The 17,844-nt window shown below is 67.1% G+C and carries 19 protein-coding genes; 14 read left to right on the top strand and 5 right to left on the bottom strand.

All coding sequences use genetic code 11. From position 1 onward, the window contains the following. The first annotated feature begins 43 nt into the window (after positions 1-43). The 4 genes from mreD to IHV25_RS06770 all read left to right on the top strand — a co-directional run bounded on the left by mreD (position 44) and on the right by IHV25_RS06770 (position 4,764). The gene (gene mreD, locus IHV25_RS06785; RefSeq protein ID WP_192534361.1) at positions 44-598 is read left to right on the top strand and encodes a rod shape-determining protein MreD; all 555 of its coding nucleotides are present in this window, start codon (positions 44-46) and stop codon (positions 596-598) included. Further along, entirely contained in the window at positions 595-2,664 is a 2,070-nt protein-coding gene (mrdA, locus tag IHV25_RS06780; RefSeq protein ID WP_192534360.1) for a penicillin-binding protein 2, read from the top strand. Before mreD ends, mrdA begins: the two co-directional genes overlap by 4 nt. Then, positions 2,664-3,827 (top strand): rod shape-determining protein RodA, encoded by a 1,164-nt coding sequence (rodA, locus tag IHV25_RS06775; protein WP_192534359.1) that lies wholly within the window; start codon positions 2,664-2,666, stop codon positions 3,825-3,827. Before mrdA ends, rodA begins: the two co-directional genes overlap by 1 nt. A gap of 97 nt (positions 3,828-3,924) precedes the next feature. After that, positions 3,925-4,764, top strand: coding sequence for an undecaprenyl-diphosphate phosphatase (locus IHV25_RS06770; RefSeq protein ID WP_192534358.1), 840 nt, complete (start codon positions 3,925-3,927; stop codon positions 4,762-4,764). A gap of 130 nt (positions 4,765-4,894) precedes the next feature. Here IHV25_RS06770 and IHV25_RS06765 read toward each other — a convergent pair whose 3' ends face one another. Then, the gene (locus IHV25_RS06765; RefSeq protein WP_192534357.1) at positions 4,895-6,226 is read right to left on the bottom strand and encodes an AAA family ATPase; all 1,332 of its coding nucleotides are present in this window, start codon (positions 6,224-6,226) and stop codon (positions 4,895-4,897) included. 169 nt (positions 6,227-6,395) lie between these two features. On the opposite strand from IHV25_RS06765, the gene IHV25_RS06760 reads away from it, so the two are divergent. The 8 genes from IHV25_RS06760 to rpmE all read left to right on the top strand — a co-directional run bounded on the left by IHV25_RS06760 (position 6,396) and on the right by rpmE (position 12,339). After that, the gene (locus IHV25_RS06760; RefSeq protein WP_192534356.1) at positions 6,396-6,602 is read left to right on the top strand and encodes a DUF3126 family protein; all 207 of its coding nucleotides are present in this window, start codon (positions 6,396-6,398) and stop codon (positions 6,600-6,602) included. Between the two features lie 203 nt (positions 6,603-6,805). After that, entirely contained in the window at positions 6,806-7,618 is an 813-nt protein-coding gene (locus IHV25_RS06755) for an SDR family oxidoreductase (protein WP_192534355.1), read from the top strand. A 46-nt stretch (positions 7,619-7,664) separates the two neighbouring features. Then, complete coding sequence (gene folB / locus IHV25_RS06750; protein WP_192534354.1) at positions 7,665-8,084, top strand: dihydroneopterin aldolase; 420 nt, start codon at positions 7,665-7,667, stop codon at positions 8,082-8,084. A 245-nt stretch (positions 8,085-8,329) separates the two neighbouring features. Further along, complete coding sequence (gene ddpX / locus IHV25_RS06745; RefSeq protein ID WP_192534353.1) at positions 8,330-8,956, top strand: D-alanyl-D-alanine dipeptidase; 627 nt, start codon at positions 8,330-8,332, stop codon at positions 8,954-8,956. A 4-nt stretch (positions 8,957-8,960) separates the two neighbouring features. After that, positions 8,961-9,611, top strand: coding sequence for a tRNA (adenosine(37)-N6)-threonylcarbamoyltransferase complex dimerization subunit type 1 TsaB (gene tsaB / locus IHV25_RS06740; protein ID WP_192534352.1), 651 nt, complete (start codon positions 8,961-8,963; stop codon positions 9,609-9,611). Next, positions 9,602-10,096, top strand: a complete 495-nt coding sequence (locus tag IHV25_RS06735; RefSeq protein WP_192534351.1) for a GNAT family N-acetyltransferase — start codon at positions 9,602-9,604, stop codon at positions 10,094-10,096. The genes tsaB and IHV25_RS06735 overlap by 10 nt, the downstream gene beginning before the upstream one ends. Before the next feature lie 403 nt (positions 10,097-10,499). Then, the gene (locus IHV25_RS06730; protein WP_192534350.1) at positions 10,500-11,951 is read left to right on the top strand and encodes an alanine/glycine:cation symporter family protein; all 1,452 of its coding nucleotides are present in this window, start codon (positions 10,500-10,502) and stop codon (positions 11,949-11,951) included. A gap of 169 nt (positions 11,952-12,120) precedes the next feature. Continuing rightward, on the top strand, positions 12,121-12,339 hold the full coding sequence (gene rpmE, locus IHV25_RS06725) for a 50S ribosomal protein L31 (protein ID WP_192534349.1): 219 nt from the start codon (positions 12,121-12,123) through the stop codon (positions 12,337-12,339). A 126-nt stretch (positions 12,340-12,465) separates the two neighbouring features. Here the strand turns inward: rpmE and IHV25_RS06720 are convergent, their stop codons facing one another. From IHV25_RS06720 to IHV25_RS06710, 3 genes are all read right to left on the bottom strand, one after another. After that, on the bottom strand, positions 12,466-12,804 hold the full coding sequence (locus IHV25_RS06720) for an SMR family transporter (protein ID WP_197974980.1): 339 nt from the start codon (positions 12,802-12,804) through the stop codon (positions 12,466-12,468). Next, positions 12,801-13,247, bottom strand: a complete 447-nt coding sequence (locus tag IHV25_RS06715) for a DMT family transporter (protein ID WP_192534348.1) — start codon at positions 13,245-13,247, stop codon at positions 12,801-12,803. The genes IHV25_RS06720 and IHV25_RS06715 overlap by 4 nt, the downstream gene beginning before the upstream one ends. Before the next feature lie 780 nt (positions 13,248-14,027). Further along, on the bottom strand, positions 14,028-15,764 hold the full coding sequence (locus IHV25_RS06710; RefSeq protein WP_192534347.1) for an NAD-dependent epimerase/dehydratase family protein: 1,737 nt from the start codon (positions 15,762-15,764) through the stop codon (positions 14,028-14,030). 717 nt (positions 15,765-16,481) lie between these two features. Between IHV25_RS06710 and IHV25_RS06705 the strand changes: the two genes are divergently transcribed. Further along, entirely contained in the window at positions 16,482-16,631 is a 150-nt protein-coding gene (locus IHV25_RS06705) for a light-harvesting protein (RefSeq protein ID WP_242018852.1), read from the top strand. Between the two features lie 72 nt (positions 16,632-16,703). Next, the gene (locus IHV25_RS06700; protein ID WP_242018851.1) at positions 16,704-16,886 is read left to right on the top strand and encodes a light-harvesting protein; all 183 of its coding nucleotides are present in this window, start codon (positions 16,704-16,706) and stop codon (positions 16,884-16,886) included. A gap of 529 nt (positions 16,887-17,415) precedes the next feature. Here the strand turns inward: IHV25_RS06700 and IHV25_RS06695 are convergent. Beyond that, positions 17,416-17,796 carry a HigA family addiction module antitoxin gene (locus IHV25_RS06695; RefSeq protein WP_338048600.1) on the bottom strand — a complete coding sequence of 127 codons (381 nt, stop codon included), beginning with the start codon at positions 17,794-17,796 and terminating at the stop codon, positions 17,416-17,418. Positions 17,797-17,844 lie beyond the last annotated feature (48 nt).

The following is a 17,844-nucleotide window of genomic DNA, read 5'->3' as shown; positions in this document are numbered from 1 at the left end:
CCAAACCGGCCTGCCCCGGCAGGCCCCTTCATGTGAGTGCACCATGGCCCAGAAGGGGACACGCAGTTCTTTCGGATCGGATCGGCCGGGCCTCTGGGTCCGGCTGGACGACTTTCTGCGCGCCCTCGCCCCGGCCGGCATCACTCTGGTGCTCATTCTCATCAGCCTGACGCCGTCGCGGCTGCCGTTTTTCGTCCATGTGGCGCCCATGCTGTCCCTGATCAGCGTGTTTTTCTGGGCGGTGACCCGCCCCGGCTCCATCGGCTACGGGACCGCCTTCCTTCTGGGAGCCGCCGAGGACGCCCTGACCGGCGCCCCCCTGGGCAGCACCTCGCTGGTGTTTCTTCTCATGCTCATGCTGGTGAACTCGCAGGCCCGGTTCTTCATGGCGCGGACCTTCTTCCCCACCTGGTGGGTGTTCTCCGTGGTGGCCGTGACGGCGGCCGTGATGAAGTGGGGGCTGGTGTCCCTGCACAACATGCACGTCATGGACCTGCGGGCCATTGCCTTTTGCAGCCTGATCACCATCGCCATCTACCCGCTCTTTGCCTGGGCCCTGGGCTGGGTCAACGTTCTGATCTACCGGAGCCCGGAATGATTCCCCGCACTCCGCGCGATACCGATCCCACCCGGATTTTCACCCGTCGGGCCCTGCTGCTCGGGGGCGGACAGGCCGCGCTCATGGCGGTGCTTGTGGGGCGGCTCTACTACCTCCAGATCATCGAGTCCGACACCTTCCGCCGAGCCGCGGACCGCAACCGCTTCACGATCCGCCTGATCCCGCCGCCCCGGGGCGAGATCACGGACCGCTTTGGCGTCCCCATGGCCCTGAACCGCCGGAACTACCAGGTCAGCGTCATTTCCGAGGACATCATCCGCCGGGCCCGCACCATCGACGAGCGGATCACCGCCGTGAACGGCGTCCTGCGGCACCTGGGCCGGGTCGTCACCCTCCCCGAGTTCGATATCGAGCGGGTTCTGACCGAGGTCCGCAAGCACCGCGCCTTTGTGCCGATCCCCATCCGCGAGAACCTGACCTGGGACGAGATGGCCCGCATCCAGGTCAACAAGCCCTCCCTGCCCGGTATCCTGATCGAGGAGGGGCTGACCCGCTTCTATCCCCAGGCCGAGCTGTCCTCGCACCTTCTGGGCTATGTGTCGTCCGTCGCCGAGGAAGACCTGATGGACGACGACGACCCGCTGTTGCACCTGCCGGGCTTTCGCATCGGCAAGCAGGGCATTGAGCGGAGCTATGACCGCCCCCTGCGGGGTACGGCGGGGGCGCGGCGCATGGAGGTCAACGCCTATGGCCGGGTGATGGCCCAGCAGGTGACCCGGGAGGCCACCCGCGGGCAGAAGGTCGCCCTCACCATCGACATGCGCCTGCAGGAGTTCGCCGCCCGCCGCCTGGGCGAGGAAAGCGCCGGGGCCGTGGTCATGGATGTGCACACCGGCGAGATCCTGGCCCTGGTCTCGACCCCGGGCTACGAGCCCAACGCCTTTTCCCGCGGCCTGACCCCGGACGAGTGGAGCGCGCTGAGCAAGAACCCCCGCGCCCCCATGATCAACAAGGCCGTGGGCGGCCAGTACTCCCCGGGCTCGACCTTCAAGATGGTGGTGGCCCTGGCCGGGCTGGAAGCGGGCGTCATGAGCCCCAACGAGTACATCTACTGCCCCGGCCACACCCAGCTGGGCTCCCACCGGTTCCACTGCTGGAAGCGGGGCGGGCACGGCGCCGTGAACCTGGTGGCCGCCCTTGCCGGTTCCTGCGACGTCTATTTCTACGAGATCGCCCGGCGCTGCGGCGTGGACCGGATTGCGGCCATGGCCCGGAAGCTGGGCATGGGCGAGCTTCTGGACATCGGCGTGAACGGCGAGCGTCCCGGACTGATGCCCACCCGCGCCTGGAAGCTGGCCACCCGGGGCGAGAACTGGCACCCGGGCGAGACCCTGAACGTGGGGATCGGCCAGGGCTATGTCCTGACCACCCCCCTCCAGCTTGCGCTCATGACGGCCCGGATCGCCAACGGCGGACTCAAGGTCATGCCGACCCTGTGCCGCCAGACCCCGGACGAGCTTCTGGCCGGCGTCCCCGCGGACCGGACCCTGGCGGCGGCCGCGCCTGAGTCCCTGAACATTCCGAAAGCCCACCTGGACCTGGTCCGGTTCGGCATGTGGAGCGTCATCAACGGCGGCGGCGGAACGGCCCGCCGCTCGGCGATCCCCGTCCCGGGCTGGGAGCTGGCGGGCAAGACCGGCACCACCCAGGTGCGGCGCATCACGGCCGCCGAACGGGCCGCCGGCGTGCGCAAGGCGCACCAGCTGCCCTGGGAGCACCGGGACCACGCCCTTTTTGTCTGCTATGCGCCCTACGACGCCCCCCGCTACGCCTGCTCGGTCATTGTGGAGCACGGGGGAGGCGGATCCTCGGTGGCGGCCCCCATTGCCCGGGATATCATGATGGAGGCCCTGCGCCTAGATCCCTCGGTGAAGGCTCCGGGGCAGGAACTGGCCATCGACGACCTGCCGCCAAGAGCCCGCGAGCTTCTTCTTGCGGCCTACGAGTCCTTCACGCCGGACGCGGGGGGCGCCAACGGGACCGCGCCGTCCGACGGGGCTGCCCAGCCTCCGGCCGGTGGCCCGCAGGGGGGAGTATCCGGCTGATGTCCTACGCACCCACGTTCGCCCACACCCGCCAGAGGCGCGGAGACCTGTCCTACCGGGAGCGGTTCTGGCAGATCAGTTGGTCCCTGGTGCTTCTGGTGGCCCTGACCTCGGCCATCGGCCCGATTGTGCTGTACTCCGCCGCCGGAGGCTCCTGGGAGCCCTGGGCCGACAAGCAGGCCATCCGCCTGGGGGTCGGGCTGGTGCTGATGCTGCTGATTGCCGCCACCGACATCCGGTTCTGGCTGCGCACCGCCTACGCCCTGTACGCCATCACGTTCGTTCTGCTGATTGTGGTGGAGATCAAGGGCTCCTACGGCATGGGGGCCCAGCGGTGGATTGACCTCGGGGTTCTCCAGTTCCAGCCCTCCGAGGTGATGAAGGTGGCCTCGATCCTGGCTCTGGCGCGCTACTACCACGGCCTGACCCAGGAGGAGATCGGACGCCTGATCTACCTTGTTCCGCCCCTTGTGCTCATTGCCGCCCCGGCGGCGCTCGTGATGAAACAGCCGGACCTGGGCACCGCCCTGATGCTGCTGGCCGGGGGTGTGATCATCATGTGGCTGGCAGGAGTGCGCCTGTGGGTCTTCCTGCTGGGAGCCCTGTGCGTCCCCCCGACCGCCGTGTTCGGCTGGTCCATGATGCACGACTACCAGAAACGGCGCATCCTGACCCTGTTCAACCCGGACAACGATCCTCTGGGCGCGGGGTATCACATCACCCAGTCCAAGATCGCCCTGGGCTCGGGGGGCATGTTTGGAAAGGGGTACATGAACGGCACCCAGTCGTCCCTGAACTTCCTGCCCGAGCGACAGACAGACTTTATCTTCCCCATGATGGCCGAAGAGCTGGGAATGATGGGAGCCCTCATCCTGCTCACGCTCTACGTCATCTTGATCCTGTACGGGTTTGTGATCGCCTTCCGCTGCCGGACCGCCTTCAGCCGTCTGGTGGCCATGGGGATTACAAGCACCTTCTTCCTTTATGTGTTCATCAACGTGGCCATGGTGATGGGCCTGATTCCCGTGGTGGGCGTGCCGCTTCCGCTGATCAGCTATGGCGGGACGGCGCTTTTGAACCTGCTTCTGGGCTTCGGGCTTCTCCAGTGCGTCTACGTCAACCGCGATGTGAGCCTCCCGAAACGGGGGGCCTTCGACATGTAAGCCCTCCGCCTTCGCCTTCCCCGTTCCCGACGCCCGCACGCACACGCACGCAGGTGGGCCGCCCTTTTCTTTTTTCCTTCCTTGAAGAGCAAACACCGTGACAAATCTCAATATAATTGTCCTGGCGGTTCTCCAGGGCGTGACCGAGTTTCTGCCCATCAGCTCCTCGGGGCACCTGATCCTGGTCCCCGAACTCACGAACTGGCCGGACCAGGGGATCCTCATGGACATGGCGGTCCACGTGGGCACCCTTGCCGCCGTGGTGCTGTACTTCTGGCGGGACGTTCTGGCCATGGCCCAGGGTACGTTGCACATTCTGGGCGGACGCCGGACCCCGGCGGCGCGCCTGACCTTCATGGTCCTGATCGCGACGATCCCGGTGGTCATCGCGGGCTTCCTGTGGAGCCGCTACGGCCTGACCGAATGGGGCCGCAGCGCCGCCGTCATCGGCTGGACGACCCTGATCTTCGGTATCCTGCTCTATGTGGCGGACCGGTTCTCGGTGACCCTGCGCCGCGTCGACCACATGACGGCCCTTGATGCGCTGATTGTGGGGCTGATGCAGTGCCTGTCCCTGGTTCCCGGCACATCGCGCTCGGGTATCACGGCCACCGCCGGACGCTTCCTGGGCTTCGAGCGCTCGGAGGCGACGCGGTTTTCCATGCTGCTGTCCATTCCGGCCACCGCCGGGGCCGGAACCCTGATGCTGGGAAGCCTCATGAAGGCGGACAATGTGGAGGTCAACTCCCAGGCGGCGCTGATGGCGGGCATCTCGTTCGTCACGGCTCTGGTGACCCTGACCCTGTTCATGTCCTGGATCCGCCGGGCCACGTTCACGCCGTTTGTGATCTACCGGATCTTCCTGGGCATCGGGCTTCTGATCTTTGCCTACTGGTCCACCGTGGGCCCGATCCTGGAGCCGCTGCTCGACTGGTAGGAACGGGGCTGCCCGCATTCCCGCCCGCAATCCCCGATGAAAAAAAACGCCGGTTCCCTTGCAGGAGCCGGCGTTTTGTCTGCGGGAGAGCCCCGTATGGCCCCGGCGGGCACGGGAGGGCGTGCGCGCCTCAGTCCTCCGACGATCCCCGGGAGCGCTCGTCCCGGATCCGGTCCCACCAGGCCAGGCGCTTGCGGATGTCGCGCTCGAAGCCCCGCTCGGGCGGGTCATAGAACCGGACCCGGGCCATGGCATCGGGAAAGCAGTTCTGGCCGCTGAACCCGTCCGGGTGGTCGTGGTCGTAGACGTAGCCCTGCCCGTAGCCCAGATCCCTCATGAACTTGGTCGGCGCGTTCAAGAAGGCCTTCGGAGGCACCAGCGACCCGGTTTTTCCCGCCGCCGCCCGGGCCGCCTTGTGGGCCGCGTAGGCCGCATTCGACTTGGGTGCGGTTCCCAGGTAGATCACGAGGTTGGTGATGGCCAGCTCCCCTTCCGGAGAGCCGAGCCGGTCATACGCCTCCCAGGCCGCGATGGCGTGGCGCAGGGCGTCCGGATCCGCAAGGCCCACGTCCTCCACCGCGAAACGGGTGAGGCGGCGCAGGAGATAGGCCGGATCCTCGCCCGCATCCAGCATCCGGGCGGTCCAGTACAGGGCCGCATCCGTGTCCGACGCCCGCAGCGACTTGTGAACCGCGCTGATCAGGTTGAAGTGGCTGTCCCCGTCCTTGTCGTAGCGCGGGGCGCGCTTCTGGACCAGGCGGGCGAGCTCGTCTGTCCCCAGCTCCGGGGTCTCGGGCAGGTCGGACAGCACCTCCACCAGGTTGACAAGAAACCGCCCGTCCCCGTCCGCCATGGCTTTCAGTGAGGCCCGGGCGGCCTCGTCCAGGGGCAGCCGGTGGCCGATCTCCGCCTCCGCCCGCCCGATCAGCGTTTCGAGGGCATCATCGGACAGGGGATTCAGCACCATCACCTGGGAGCGGGACAGAAGGGCGCTGTTCAGCTCGAAGGACGGGTTTTCCGTGGTCGCGCCCACCAGGATGACGGTCCCGTCCTCCACATAGGGCAGGAACCCGTCCTGCTGGGCCCGGTTGAAGCGGTGGATCTCGTCCACAAACAGGAGGGTGCCGGTCCCCGTCTCCCGGCGCTTTTTGGCGTCGGCAAAGACGCGGCGCAGGTCCGCAACGCCGGAGAACACCGCCGACAGGGGCTCGAAATAAAGATCCGAGGAGTCCGCAAGAAGCCGGGCGATGGTGGTCTTGCCACACCCCGGAGGCCCCCACAGGATAATGGACGACAGGCGCCCGCCGGCGATCATCCGGGCCAGCGGGTTGCCCTCGTCCAGCAGATGCCCCTGCCCCACCACCTCGGCGAGGGTCGCGGGGCGCAGGCGATCCGCAAGGGGCCGGGGCGCGCCCGCAGAAAAGAGGGAGGGCTCCCCCGAGGAACGGGCTTTTGCGTTCACGCGCAGATCTCCCGGATGAGTGACAAACAGACAGGCGCCAGAATAGCCCAAGCCCCCGCCCCGGACAAAGCCTCCCGGAGGCCCGGGCCGGACCGGGATCAAAAACCTAGTCGGTGAGGGGATGATGGGCTAGACTTGCCCTTCCACCGAGCACGAAAACGAGGCCCCGATGAACCCTGCCGAAATCCGGAAAATCCAGTCCTACCTCCGAAAGCTCTTCGGAAACGAGGACATCGACGTCAATCCTCCCCCCCGGAAAGAGGGCTCCTGCGAGGTTCTTGTGAACGGCGAGTTCGTTGGAACCATCGCCCGTGACGAGGACGAGGGCGAGGTCTCCTACGACTTCAACATGGTGATCCTCGACATCGATCTCTAGCCCGGCCGCCCGGGGTGGCGACGCAGGCACGATCGCATCCGCGAGAGGCCGCCCGACCACCCCCGCGCCGCGCACGGCCGGGGCCCGCTCGTCCGGACCCCGCCGCGCCGACGGCCTCCGCCCCTGTTTGTTCCCGCCGCAGTTTGTTTTCGCCCCAGTTTGTTTTCGGACGTCCCGGACGTCCGGCCCGGATACCAAAACACGTGACCCCAGACCGCTCCCCCACCCCCGCGCCCGCCCCTCCCGATCCCCGGACGCTCCCGCGCGCCGCTCTTGTGACCGGCGCCGCCCGACGTCTGGGCCGCGCCTGCGCCCTGGAGCTGGCAACCCTCGGCTTTGACGTGGTGCTCCATCACCGGGCCTCCCGCGATGAGGCCGAGGATACCGCCCAGGCGGTCCGCGCCCTCGGGCAGCGCGCCGAGATCCTTCAGGCCGACCTCTCGAAGGAAGACGAGGTGAGCGCTTTGGCCGAGGCCGCGGGCTCCGTGTTCGGGCCACTGGGCGTTCTGGTCAACAACGCCTCGGTCTTCGAGCTGGACCTGTGGGACACCGCCGACCGGGGCTCCTGGGATCTGCACATGGAGACCAATCTCCGCGCGCCGTTCCTTCTGTCCCAGGTCTTCGCCCGGTCCCTGCCCGCCGACCGGACCGGCCTGATTGTCAACCTTCTGGACCAGAGGGTCTGGAATCTGACGCCCTACTTCACCAGCTATACGTTGTCCAAGGCGGGACTTTGGACACTGACACAGACCCTGGCCCTGGCCCTGGCGCCGCGCATCCGGGTCAACGGAATTGGCCCCGGACCGGCCCTGCCGAGCCCGCGCCAGACAGACGAGGCCTTTGCCCGCCAGGCCGCCTCGGTCCCCCTTGGCCACGGAACCTCGCCCGAGGAAATCGGACGGGCCCTGCGCTTTCTACTTGAAGCACCCTCCGTAACGGGGCAAATGATCGCTCTGGACGGCGGACAGCACCTGGGCTGGGCGCAGCCCACGTCGCCTCCCCAGTTCATGGAGTGATCCGCGCCCCGCGCCGCTCCGTTCCCTTTTGTGGAGTCTCCCTGTCGTGTCCACACGCAACGCCCCGGTCATCAAGCCGCTCCATCACACCGAGCTGTCCCCCGCGATCCGCCATGTCTTTGTCCGGGACCTGGTCGTCTCCGCACGGGTTGGCGTCTACGACCACGAGCGGGCCAACCCCCAGCGCGTGCGCATCAACCTGGACCTGTCCGTCCGGGAGGCCACCGGCCCGCTGGATGACTGCCTCGACAACGTGCTCTGCTACGAGCAGATCATCGTCAAGGTCCGGTCCATCGCGCACGACGGGCATGTGAACCTGGTGGAAACCATGGCCGAGCGGATCGCCGCCATCTGCCTGCAGGACCGCCGGGTGGCCTCGGTCCGGGTCCGGGTGGAGAAGCTGGATGTCTTCGCGGACGCCGCCAGCGTGGGCGTGGAAATCGAGCGCACCAGCATCTTTTCCTGACCACCCGGGGCCTGAGCGCCCGGTGGCCCGACTTCCGGGGCTGCGGCCCCTGCCCGTTTCCGGGCGTCCGGCCCGATCCGGAGCCCGTCCCGGTGTCGCGGCCTGCCCCGGTCCCAACGGGCCTCTGACCCGGCCCCCGATGCCGCCCCGGGCACCGGCCTGATATCCACGCAGGTCTGCGACCTGACACCCACGCAGGTCTCCGACCAGACACCGCCCTTCTCACGTTCCGAGCCCCGAGCCCCATGCTTGTCGAAATCACCCCCGAGGCCTTTGACGTCCGCCTGGACCTCCGCTACGCCAGCGCCGACAACTTCACCGGACAGCCGGTCTACGGTCGGGCTGCCTGCTACCTTCACGCGGACGCGGTTCCCCTTCTGCAACACGCCATCGACCTGGCCGCCCTCCAGGGCTTCCGCCTGCGGCTCTTTGACGGCTTCCGCCCCTCCGAGGCCCAGTGGGCGCTGTGGGGGCACACCCCCGACGCCGAGTTCCTGGCGGATCCGCGCCGGGGCTCGCCCCACTCCATGGGCGCCGCCATCGACCTGACCCTCGAGGACGCCCGCACCGGAGAAATCCTGGACATGGGCACCGGCTTCGATGACATGTGCGAGGCCTCGCACCACGGCAGCACCGCCATCTCCACCGAAGCCCAGCGCAACCGCTTCCTGCTGCTCGGGATCATGAGCACCGCCGGATGGGACTTCTACAGCAAGGAATGGTGGCACTATCAGCTGTTCCGGCCCCGGGGCCGCTACCCGGTCCTGCGCGATGGCGAGGCCTGCCCGGCCCTGATGCCCCCCGGCACGCCACGGGCTCCGGACGTGGTCACCGACGCGGCGCCCGGCAGCCTCCCCTCCGGCGGGATCTGAGCCCATGACCCGCCCCGGACTCATTCTCGCCCTGGACACCTCCATGGGCGCCTGTTCCGTAGCTCTCGACGATCCCTCGGCACCGGAGCGGAGCCTCAGTCTCGTGCGGCCCATGCTGCGCGGGCAGGCCGAGGCCCTGGTCCCCCTGGTTGGCGAGCTTCTGGACCGGACCGGCGTCGACCCCCGCAGCGTGGAGGCCGTGGCCGTAACCGTAGGCCCCGGCTCGTTCACGGGCCTGCGGGTGGGACTGTCCACCGCCCGGGGGCTGGCCCTTGCCATGGGCTGCCCGGTCCTGGGCCTGACCACCTTCGAGGTTCTGGCCGACGCCGCCCTGGACGCCCGGCCCGACGCCCGGGTGGAGGTTCTGATCGACACCAAACGCGGCGACGCCTATTGCCAGGCGTTCCAGGGACGGACCCCCACAGGTCTTCCCGCCGCCCTTGGGGAAGGCGCGGTTGTGCCCCGCACCCTGGAGCGGGAGGCCGTCCTTCTGGTGGACGGCGAACCCCTGGAGTCGGACGCCATCCTGTATCCCGATCCCCGCCGCCTGGCACGCCTGGCCCGCAGCGAGCAGCGCCCCGCGCCCACCACACCCCTCTACCTGCGAAGCGCGGACGCAACCCCCGCGCCCAACGGGGGCCGGCTTTGGAGCTGACCCCTGCCTCCGTAACGATCCGCATCGCCGGGGCCGCCGACGCCCCCACCCTGTCCGCCCTGCACGGGGCCGCGTTCTCTCCCCGGGGCGAGCGCCCCTGGACCGCGGACGAGATCACCGCCCTGACCCAGCTGCCCGGCATGACCGCCTTTCTCGCCTCCGATGACAGCGGCCCCGTTGGCATGGCCATGATCCTGGACGCCGGCGGCGAGGCGGAAATCGCCGTGATCTGCGTGGACCCACGCTGCCAGCGCCTGGGCATCGGACGCCTGCTCCTGGACGAGATCGCCCACGTGCTGGAGGCCCGGGGAACCGAGGCCCTGCACCTGGAAGTGGCCCGGGACAACGAAGCCGCCATCGCCCTGTATACGGGGCGCGGTTTCCAGCACTCGGGATGCCGCCCCGGCTACTACCGGCGCCAGGACGGCACCCGGATGGACGCCCTGGTCTACACCCTGCCCCTGGCGCCCGCCTCACCCGCATAGGACCGGGCAGCGCGCACCCGGAAGGCTGGCGGCGGCACAACACTATCTGCCCGGCGAGAGCGCACGGCTCCGGCACCTCCGCCGCCCCCCGGGGCCCCATGCAGCAGCGGCCATCCCGGATACCTTGCAACGGCGTCCGCCCCGGTGCCTGAGGGCTCTCCCTTCTCCCCTTCCTTCCGACCGGCACCTCTCCCCATCCGACCAGCGCCATTCCCCTCCCGAGTCGGGGCACCGTTCCCCTCCCCGGCCCCCCGAGTCCCCGACTCCGCGCGCGCTCCGCGATCTTTGGCTTGAATACCGCGAATCCGTATGTTTCACTCGGCTCCGGGTTTTATATTCCAGCGCCAACCTTACCGGGATCGCCCCCAATCCCCCTGGCTCCCGTGCAAAAAGAGGGGTTCTCATGACCACCCTGCCCGCCGATTCGGACTTCATCTCCACGCTCCACCACTACATCAAGCTGGCGGACGCCTTCGTCTGGGGCCCCTGGCTTCTCATTCCGCTGCTGCTGGGTGCCGGTCTCTACCTGATGATCGGCCTGCGCTTCATGCCGCTGCTCTACCTGTTCCCGGCGTTCCGCTACCTGTGGACCGGGCGCAAGCACGAGGCCAGCCACAAGGGTGAGCTCTCCCCGTTCAACGCCCTGATGACCTCCATGGCCGCCACGGTCGGGGTGGGCAACATCGTGGGCGTTGCCACCGCCCTGATCCTGGGCGGCCCCGGGGCCATCTTCTGGATGTGGTGCACCGCCATCGTGGGCATGGCGACCAAGTACTGCGAGGCCTTCCTGGCCGTGCGCTTCCGGGTGGTGACCCACCGGGGCCGGTACGTGGGCGGGCCGATGTACTATATCCGCCTGGGGCTGGGCAAAAAGTGGACCTGGCTTGCGCTGCTGTTCGCCTTCTTCGGCGCGGTGGCGAGCTTCGGGATCGGCAACATGACCCAGGTCAACGCCATCTCCACCAACCTCGAGACCCTTCTGGACGTGCCCCCCTGGGCCACCGGAGCCGTGGTCTTCTTCCTGGTGGGCGCCGTTCTGGTGGGCGGCCTGAAGCGCATCGGCCAGGTGGCGGGGGTGCTGGTCCCCTTCATGGCGCTGTTCTATATCATTTTTGGCCTGACCATCATGATCATCCATTACGAGATGATCCCCACGGTCTTCCAGATGATCTTCACCCACGCCTTCTCGCCGGACTCGGTGGTGGGCGGACTTACCGGATCGGCCATCCTGGTGGCGATGCAGTACGGCATGGCGCGCGGCATGTTCTCGAACGAGGCGGGCATGGGCTCGGCGCCCATCGCCCACGCCACCGCCATCACCAACAGCCCGGTCCGGCAGGGCTTCCTGGGCATGCTCGACCCGTTCCTGGACACGATCGTCATCTGCACCATGACCGCCGTGGTCATCCTGCTCTCGGGGGTCTATGTGCCGGGCGCGGGATCCGGCTCCACCCTGACCATGACCGCCTTCGGCGCGGCCCTGCCCTCGATCGCGGGCTTCGAGGCCGGACGCTACATGGTGACCCTGGCCATCGTGCTGTTCGCCTTCTCCACCATCCTGGGCTGGAGCGTCTACGGCGAGCGCTGTGCCATGTTCCTGTTCGGGGAGCGCATCTCCCTGCCGTTCCGGATCCTGTTCACCCTGGTGGTGCCCCTTGGCGCCATGCTGGAGCTGAACTTCATCTGGGACACCGCCGACCTGTTCAACGGGCTGATGGCGCTGCCCAACCTGGTGGCCCTGCTTTTGCTGTCGCCGGTGGTGTTCCGCATGACGCGACAGTACTTTGACGACCCGGCCCACCGGTACCGCCGTCGCCGCTGGCGCTTTTTCTACCAGAACCCGCCCCGGCCCTGACCGTCCGGGAGTCGGACCCACCCTCCGGGATCCTGCCGCCCTGCGGCACCCCGGAGGCGACACCCCCGTGTGCACAACGCCCGGTTTTTCGCCTTTCGGGCTCATTTGTCTTGCACGCGGGTGCGTCTTTCGCTATAAGGCGACCTCTTTTGTGCGGGAGAGCGGTACCATGAAAAAAGATATCCACCCGGATTATCACGAAATTACGGTGACAATGACCGACGGCAGCGAGTTCAAAACCCGCTCCACCCTGAAGGCTGACACGCTTCGGCTCGACATCGACTCCAAGTCCCACCCGGCTTGGACCGGCGTCCAGCGCCTGATCGACAGCGGAGGCCAGCTGGCGAAGTTCAACAAGCGCTTTGCCGGGTTCGGTCTGAAGGTCTGATCGACCGTCACCGCCAAGACAACAAAAACCCCTCCGGTTTTCCGGAGGGGTTTTTTCATGCCCGGGGTCCGGGGCGGCAAGCGGTCCGCTCCCCGGAGGGAACGGCCGCTGCCGCAGGGGCCCGACTTACGAGAGGTGAAGCGTGGTCATCCCGCCAATCAGAAGCCCCATCCCCAGAACCGCACTCGGGCGCAGTCTCTGCCCGAAGAAGGCGGCTCCCATCAGGGAGGTGCCCAGGATCCCGAAGCCGCCCCACAGGGCGTAGGCCACCGAGAGATCCATGGTCCGAACCGCGTAGGCCAGGCCCGTGAAGGCCGTACAGATCAGGGCCACGGCGGCCAGGGTGTAGAAGGGCTTGCGGAAGCCCTGGGCCTTCACCAGAGCGGCGTTGGCCACGATGTCCAAGCCCGCGGCGGCAACCACCGCCACAAGGGCCAGGGAGAAAAGAGCGCCCATCTCGGTCATCCGACAGTCCTCCCGCTGGTGGCACCGGCCGTCAGGGGCTCGGTGGCCGTCGAGGACCTGCGGGCCACGCGGCCCTTTTTCTTCTTCGGAGTCATGGCGGTGCCGTTATGGATCAGGATCGCACCGGCCACGATGGCCGCAAGGGCCAGGAAGCGCTGCCAGGTGAACACCTCGCCCAGGGCGAAGATGCCAACCAGAGTAATCACGCTCAGGCCGATCCCCTCCCAGAAGGCATAGGCGACGCCAATGGGCATGCGGGTCACAGCAAGAGCAAGAAAAGCGTAAGAAAAGCCGATCAGGACATACATCAGCATCAGAGCTGAGGCCGGCGAAAGTCCGCTGCCCTGCATATGGGCAACTTTCATGGTAACGGTTCCGCTGACTTCCAGAACAATAGCCATCGCCAGGTAGAACCAGCTCCGGTTTCTGAAAAGAAAAGCCATGATTAATCTCGGGGTTGCGCAAGAAGTGCGCGTCATTCAAGACTGGGCGGCCACGCACAGTCAAGGCGTGCGCGCCTAGGGTTCTCAGGCGTCCGGCACAGGATAGAAGACCCGACGCTGATCAAAACGTGCTGAGCGGACGGAAACACCGGAAGGGGACCGGACTGGTTCCGCCGGTCAGGGAGCGCCCGAAACAGGGCCGGACGCTGCCAGGGGGGCAACAGGGGTGCCCCGGCCTTACGGTTTTCGTTTCGTCCTCGTTTTGAAAATCATATTACTTCCGTTTTTAAGAGGTCGAAAGTGAGTTCGACCCCGGATTATATGGTTATTTTTCCGGAAAAGAAAAGGGGGCTCGCGCAGAGAACGTGTCGCAGCCCCGAAATGAACGTAAAAATCACAGTGCGAATCGGCAGAATGCTGCGAACGGACGCTGGGTGCGGCCCCGACGCCGGAAGACGAGGACACGGGCCCCGGTGAGGGCTGGCCGGCCACCCGGGACGGGAGAATCGGACGGATGGTCGGACGGGCGCCCTGACACCGGGCGGCAGGCCCGGGGCTGGCACGCGGGGCGATTCCCCCGGACGGAGCGGGGGCAAAACCGGGCGGGGACTCGGGCAACGCGAAACATCGGAGAAAAAGAAAGGCCCCGAAAGGCCCGGGCCGGGCCTGTACCCACCCGGCGGGCCGTCGGGGCCTGCGCCTTCGAGCCTCGGGAGCCCCGGGCCCGCTGTCATGCGAACAGGCACCTCCCCGGACCGGACCGGAGAGGCGCCCGAAGTGTCAGGACGCTGCGCCGGTCCCGGAGCCGCTGCCCGTGCTGCCGGGCTTGGTGTCCGACCCGGCCGCCGCGTTCGAGCTGCCCGCCGCGCCGGGCTTTTTCTCGTCCTTGGCGTCGCCGGTAGCGATCAGGTTCGGGAACACCTTGGAAAAGAGCCGGGCCTTGGCCTCGAGGTGGGCCTTGTAGGCGTCCCGCTCCTCGGGGGTCATGGCGTCCAGGTCCACCTTCTTGCCCCGGAGCTCCAGAAGGGCCTCGCCCAGGGAGACGTCCGGCCCGCCCTCGGGCATCTTCTTGAAGATGATGTGGCTGGGGAACAGGCGCTGGCCCAGGGGGCGCTTCTCCGATTCCCCGGCATCGCCCCCGGTCCCGGGTTCGGCCTGGATCTCCTCGCGCAGCTGCATGCGGCGCTCGGCGGCGGCCCGGAAGATCTCTCCCAGCCCCCCGGCCTTTTTCGTGCCGTCAGAGGAACCGGCCGAGTCACCACCGGTCTTCTCAGCCGCGTCCTTCAGCTTGTCGCCGAGATCCTCGCTCACGTCGCGGATCTTGTCGCCCAGAGTCCCGCCCACGTCCTTCAGGGTCTTCGCAAAGACCCCCACGCCTTTCCTGAGATGCTCGCCAAGAGCCATGACTTCCTCTCCCAGGGCTTTTGCGCCCTCCTGCGCGGCGTCCGGCCCGCCGCTGGTGTTGTCCGAGCCGGATGCCCCCGACCGTGTCACAATGGGGCGGGCTGCCCCGGCGGTGTCAGCGCGGCCCGTCTCCATGGCCCAGCGGGCGGCCTCCTGCATGGACTGCTCCAGAGGCACCTGCGGGGTCCAGCCCAGGTCCCGGGCGGCCTTGTCGGTTGCGTAAATCACATCGAAGCGGAAGCGGTCCAGCTCCGCCGTGGTGGGGACGTCCGGCGAGAGCGCGTCGCGAACCGTCCCGCTCACCGGCAGGGCGCCGACCATCTTGCGGGTCAGGCCCCCGAACAGGTAGCCGTAGCCGAACCGGCCCATGGACAGGGGCGCAAGCTCCCCGAAGCCCAGCGCCGCATTATAGGACCGGAAGTAGTCGTTCCAGGACGTCACGGTCGGACCGCGCACGTTGTAGACGCCCCCCACGGTCTCGGGCGCGGTGGCCGCCGCCGCAACGGCCGACCCCACGTCCTGCGGGTCGATGGCGTTGAACAGGCCCTCGCCGAACTCGCCGATGGTGCCCCAGCGCCGCTCCGCAAGCCGACGGGCCATGGTGCCCGCCCAGTGGGTGGCGCCCGCCCCGAAGACCACCGGCAGACGCAGGACCACGACCGACAGGTCCGGACCCGCACACCGGGCACACAGGGATTCGGCCTCGACCTTCCAGAGGGTCTCCTCGTCATCGCTGTCCTGGATCGGATCGAGCGGCGCGTCCTCGGTCACGCTTCCGGTCGCCCGGCCGTAGACCGTCGCCGAGCTGAGGTGAACCACCCTTCGGACGCCCTTCGTGCGGGCCGCATCAAGAATGGCCTGGACACCGTTGACCGAAACCAGCCGGTCTCCGCGGGTCGCGTTGACGACCACATCCACGCCATCGAAGGCCTTTTCCAGGGATGACACGTCAAGGAGATCGGCCATGACAGGCTGGAACGCGGGGCCCGCGGGCAGGTCAACCGTGTTGCCCCGGTGGCCGACTCGCACGGTCATGCCGTCCTGTGCCGCCAGAAAACGGGCGATTCGGGATCCCAGGAAGCCGCCGGCTCCGAGAACGAGTATCGTCTTCATAGTGGTTTCAAGCCTTCCGCAGATTAACAACCCAACCAGATCGATATTCGGACCGGCGGACGGGCGGCACGTGGCACAGGGAACAGGACGCCCCGCCCCGGCCCGCGTGCGATTCGGCCTCCGGCGCGCCATCATACCACCACGATTTCGGCGGACGACCCCGAATTGAGGGTCCGGCGCAAAAAATCCGGCGCGGCCCACCCTGGAAATGCCGGACCTGCGGCGCCGGGACGTCCCAATCAGGGCTGCACCAGGACTGCGGAGCCACCACGAACCCGGTTTCAGGCGATTCCGGGCGGACTCCCGGGGGGTGAGCGGGGCGATCCGGGCCCCGTTTGACGCATTTCCGCCCCCCGAACCCGCCGGATTTAAGAGCGCCTTTAAAAAGATTAACGCTGGAAAAAATCCGGGGCGCCGGGAAAATCGCCCGTAACACCTTGAAAAACAAGGAAACATCCCAACCGCCCAAATGTGGCGATGTCATGTCTTTTTTCGGAAATCAGGTTGACACCTGCCACAATCCTGCTATTGTCCGTCTCACAGGCACCGGAGCAGTTCAATATTCAGGGCCGCCTGGTGAGGGTCAGGAAGAAGGTTCCATTCGCTTGTCGAAACCGGGAATGACATCCTGATCGTCTGTCGAGTGTCAGGGAGCAATTACGTTACCTGGCGTTACTCTAAGGGCTAATGTGCACTGCACTTTGGAGGGAAAATCCAATGGCTGACAATACCAAAGTTTACCCGTCGGGCCTCACTGAAAAAGAAGCGATGGAATTCGGTGAGTGGTACATGCGCGGCTTCGCCGGCTTCCTGCTGGGCGCTGTCTGCTTCCACGTCGTCGTTTTCAGCTACGTTCCCTGGTTCTAAGTTTTGCGCTCCGGTCTGACCGGATCTGCAGAATACACCACGGCAACCTTCTTTTTTTCGGAGAAAAGACCCATGTTCGGAGATAAAGGCATGTGGAGAGTTTGGCTCATCGTTAACCCGGCTCACGCGCTGTTCTTTTCCTCGGCTGTCGCGACCCTCGTCGCCATCGTCGTGCACCTGCACGTCTTCAACAGCCCGTTCAGCGAAACCCTCCTGAAGCCGCTCGTCGAGGGCTGGACCGCCCGGGGTCACTAATCCCCAGGTTCGGGTAGGGATGGTGTTCTTGTAACACCGCCTGAATGAAAAAAACCGCTCGGTAGCGAACGCGCCGGGCGGTTTTTTTTATGGGGCAAACGGACGGGGAGCTCGACAGGGGATCGGGGGCGGGACACGCCCTCGCGGGTTATCGGACCACAAACCCGACAGAAGATTGGCGGCCGGGCCACCCCGAGTCCGAAAGGACATCGGCGGCCGGGGCCACCCCGGCGTCCCAACGGCGCGACTCCATGCGGGGCACAATGAGGGGCGAGCTCTGAGAGAGGGACGGGAACACCACCAACCGGGACGCCACGCCCCGGGGGCACCCGCGCCCTCAGCAGGAACTTGTGTGGGCGCACGCCCCGCTCCCGGCTCAAACAGACCCCGGAGCCCCCACCCGGAGCGCCGGTCCCACGGCGGGAACGCCTGTGCCTCCGCACTCCACCTGGCGCGCAAGCGGCACGGCGCCCCCGGCCCGCGATGAACTGGACCTCAGCCCCAGCCGCGCCCTGAACCGCCCCGACCCTCAGCCGCCCTTGCGAAAGGGGAAGCCCAAGAACGAGCGCCCCTCCTTCTTTTCCGGAGCCGCAACCGGGGCCGGCTGGGCCAGCACCTCGGCCATGGTCGGAATGGGCGCCGCCGCCTGCCTCTCGAGGCTCTCCTCCGCCTGCGCCAGGTCATAGCGGGCCTGGAGGTTCATCCAGTACAGCGCCGTCGTGCCGAAAAAGCGGGCGAGACGGACCGCCGTGTCCGCGCTGACCGCCCGCTGCCCGTTGACAATGGTACTGACGCGCCCCGCGGGCACCCCCAGATAGCGCGCAAGCTGGTTGATCCCCAGCCCGTTGGGATCAATGAACGTGCGTTGCAGGACTTCTCCCGGATGCGGCACCCTGTTTTTTCGTTCCACGGCGTCGATTCCTCCCCCTTTTGAGCCGGAGCATGGTAACGATAACCC

The sequence above is a fragment of the Phaeovibrio sulfidiphilus genome (genome assembly GCF_014861485.1).
GTDB classification, from domain to species: Bacteria; Pseudomonadota; Alphaproteobacteria; order Rhodospirillales; family Rhodospirillaceae; genus Phaeovibrio; species Phaeovibrio sulfidiphilus.
This window is presented reverse-complemented; position numbering and strand designations above follow the sequence as displayed.

Excerpts from the sequence above, each read along its gene's own strand:
- IHV25_RS06720 (WP_197974980.1), bottom strand. The coding sequence starts at position 12,804 with ATGACCGAGATGGGCGCTCTTTTCTCCCTGGCCCTTGTGGCGGTGGTT.
- tsaB (WP_192534352.1), top strand. The coding sequence starts at position 8,961 with ATGACCCGCCCCGGACTCATTCTCGCCCTGGACACCTCCATGGGCGCC.
- IHV25_RS06760 (WP_192534356.1), top strand. The coding sequence starts at position 6,396 with ATGAACCCTGCCGAAATCCGGAAAATCCAGTCCTACCTCCGAAAGCTC.
- IHV25_RS06700 (WP_242018851.1), top strand. The coding sequence starts at position 16,704 with ATGTTCGGAGATAAAGGCATGTGGAGAGTTTGGCTCATCGTTAACCCG.
- rpmE (WP_192534349.1), top strand. The coding sequence starts at position 12,121 with ATGAAAAAAGATATCCACCCGGATTATCACGAAATTACGGTGACAATG.
- IHV25_RS06705 (WP_242018852.1), top strand. The coding sequence starts at position 16,482 with ATGGCTGACAATACCAAAGTTTACCCGTCGGGCCTCACTGAAAAAGAA.
- IHV25_RS06730 (WP_192534350.1), top strand. The coding sequence starts at position 10,500 with ATGACCACCCTGCCCGCCGATTCGGACTTCATCTCCACGCTCCACCAC.
- IHV25_RS06710 (WP_192534347.1), bottom strand. The coding sequence starts at position 15,764 with ATGAAGACGATACTCGTTCTCGGAGCCGGCGGCTTCCTGGGATCCCGA.
- mreD (WP_192534361.1), top strand. The coding sequence starts at position 44 with ATGGCCCAGAAGGGGACACGCAGTTCTTTCGGATCGGATCGGCCGGGC.
- ddpX (WP_192534353.1), top strand. The coding sequence starts at position 8,330 with ATGCTTGTCGAAATCACCCCCGAGGCCTTTGACGTCCGCCTGGACCTC.
- rodA (WP_192534359.1), top strand. The coding sequence starts at position 2,664 with ATGTCCTACGCACCCACGTTCGCCCACACCCGCCAGAGGCGCGGAGAC.
- mrdA (WP_192534360.1), top strand. The coding sequence starts at position 595 with ATGATTCCCCGCACTCCGCGCGATACCGATCCCACCCGGATTTTCACC.
- IHV25_RS06715 (WP_192534348.1), bottom strand. The coding sequence starts at position 13,247 with ATGGCTTTTCTTTTCAGAAACCGGAGCTGGTTCTACCTGGCGATGGCT.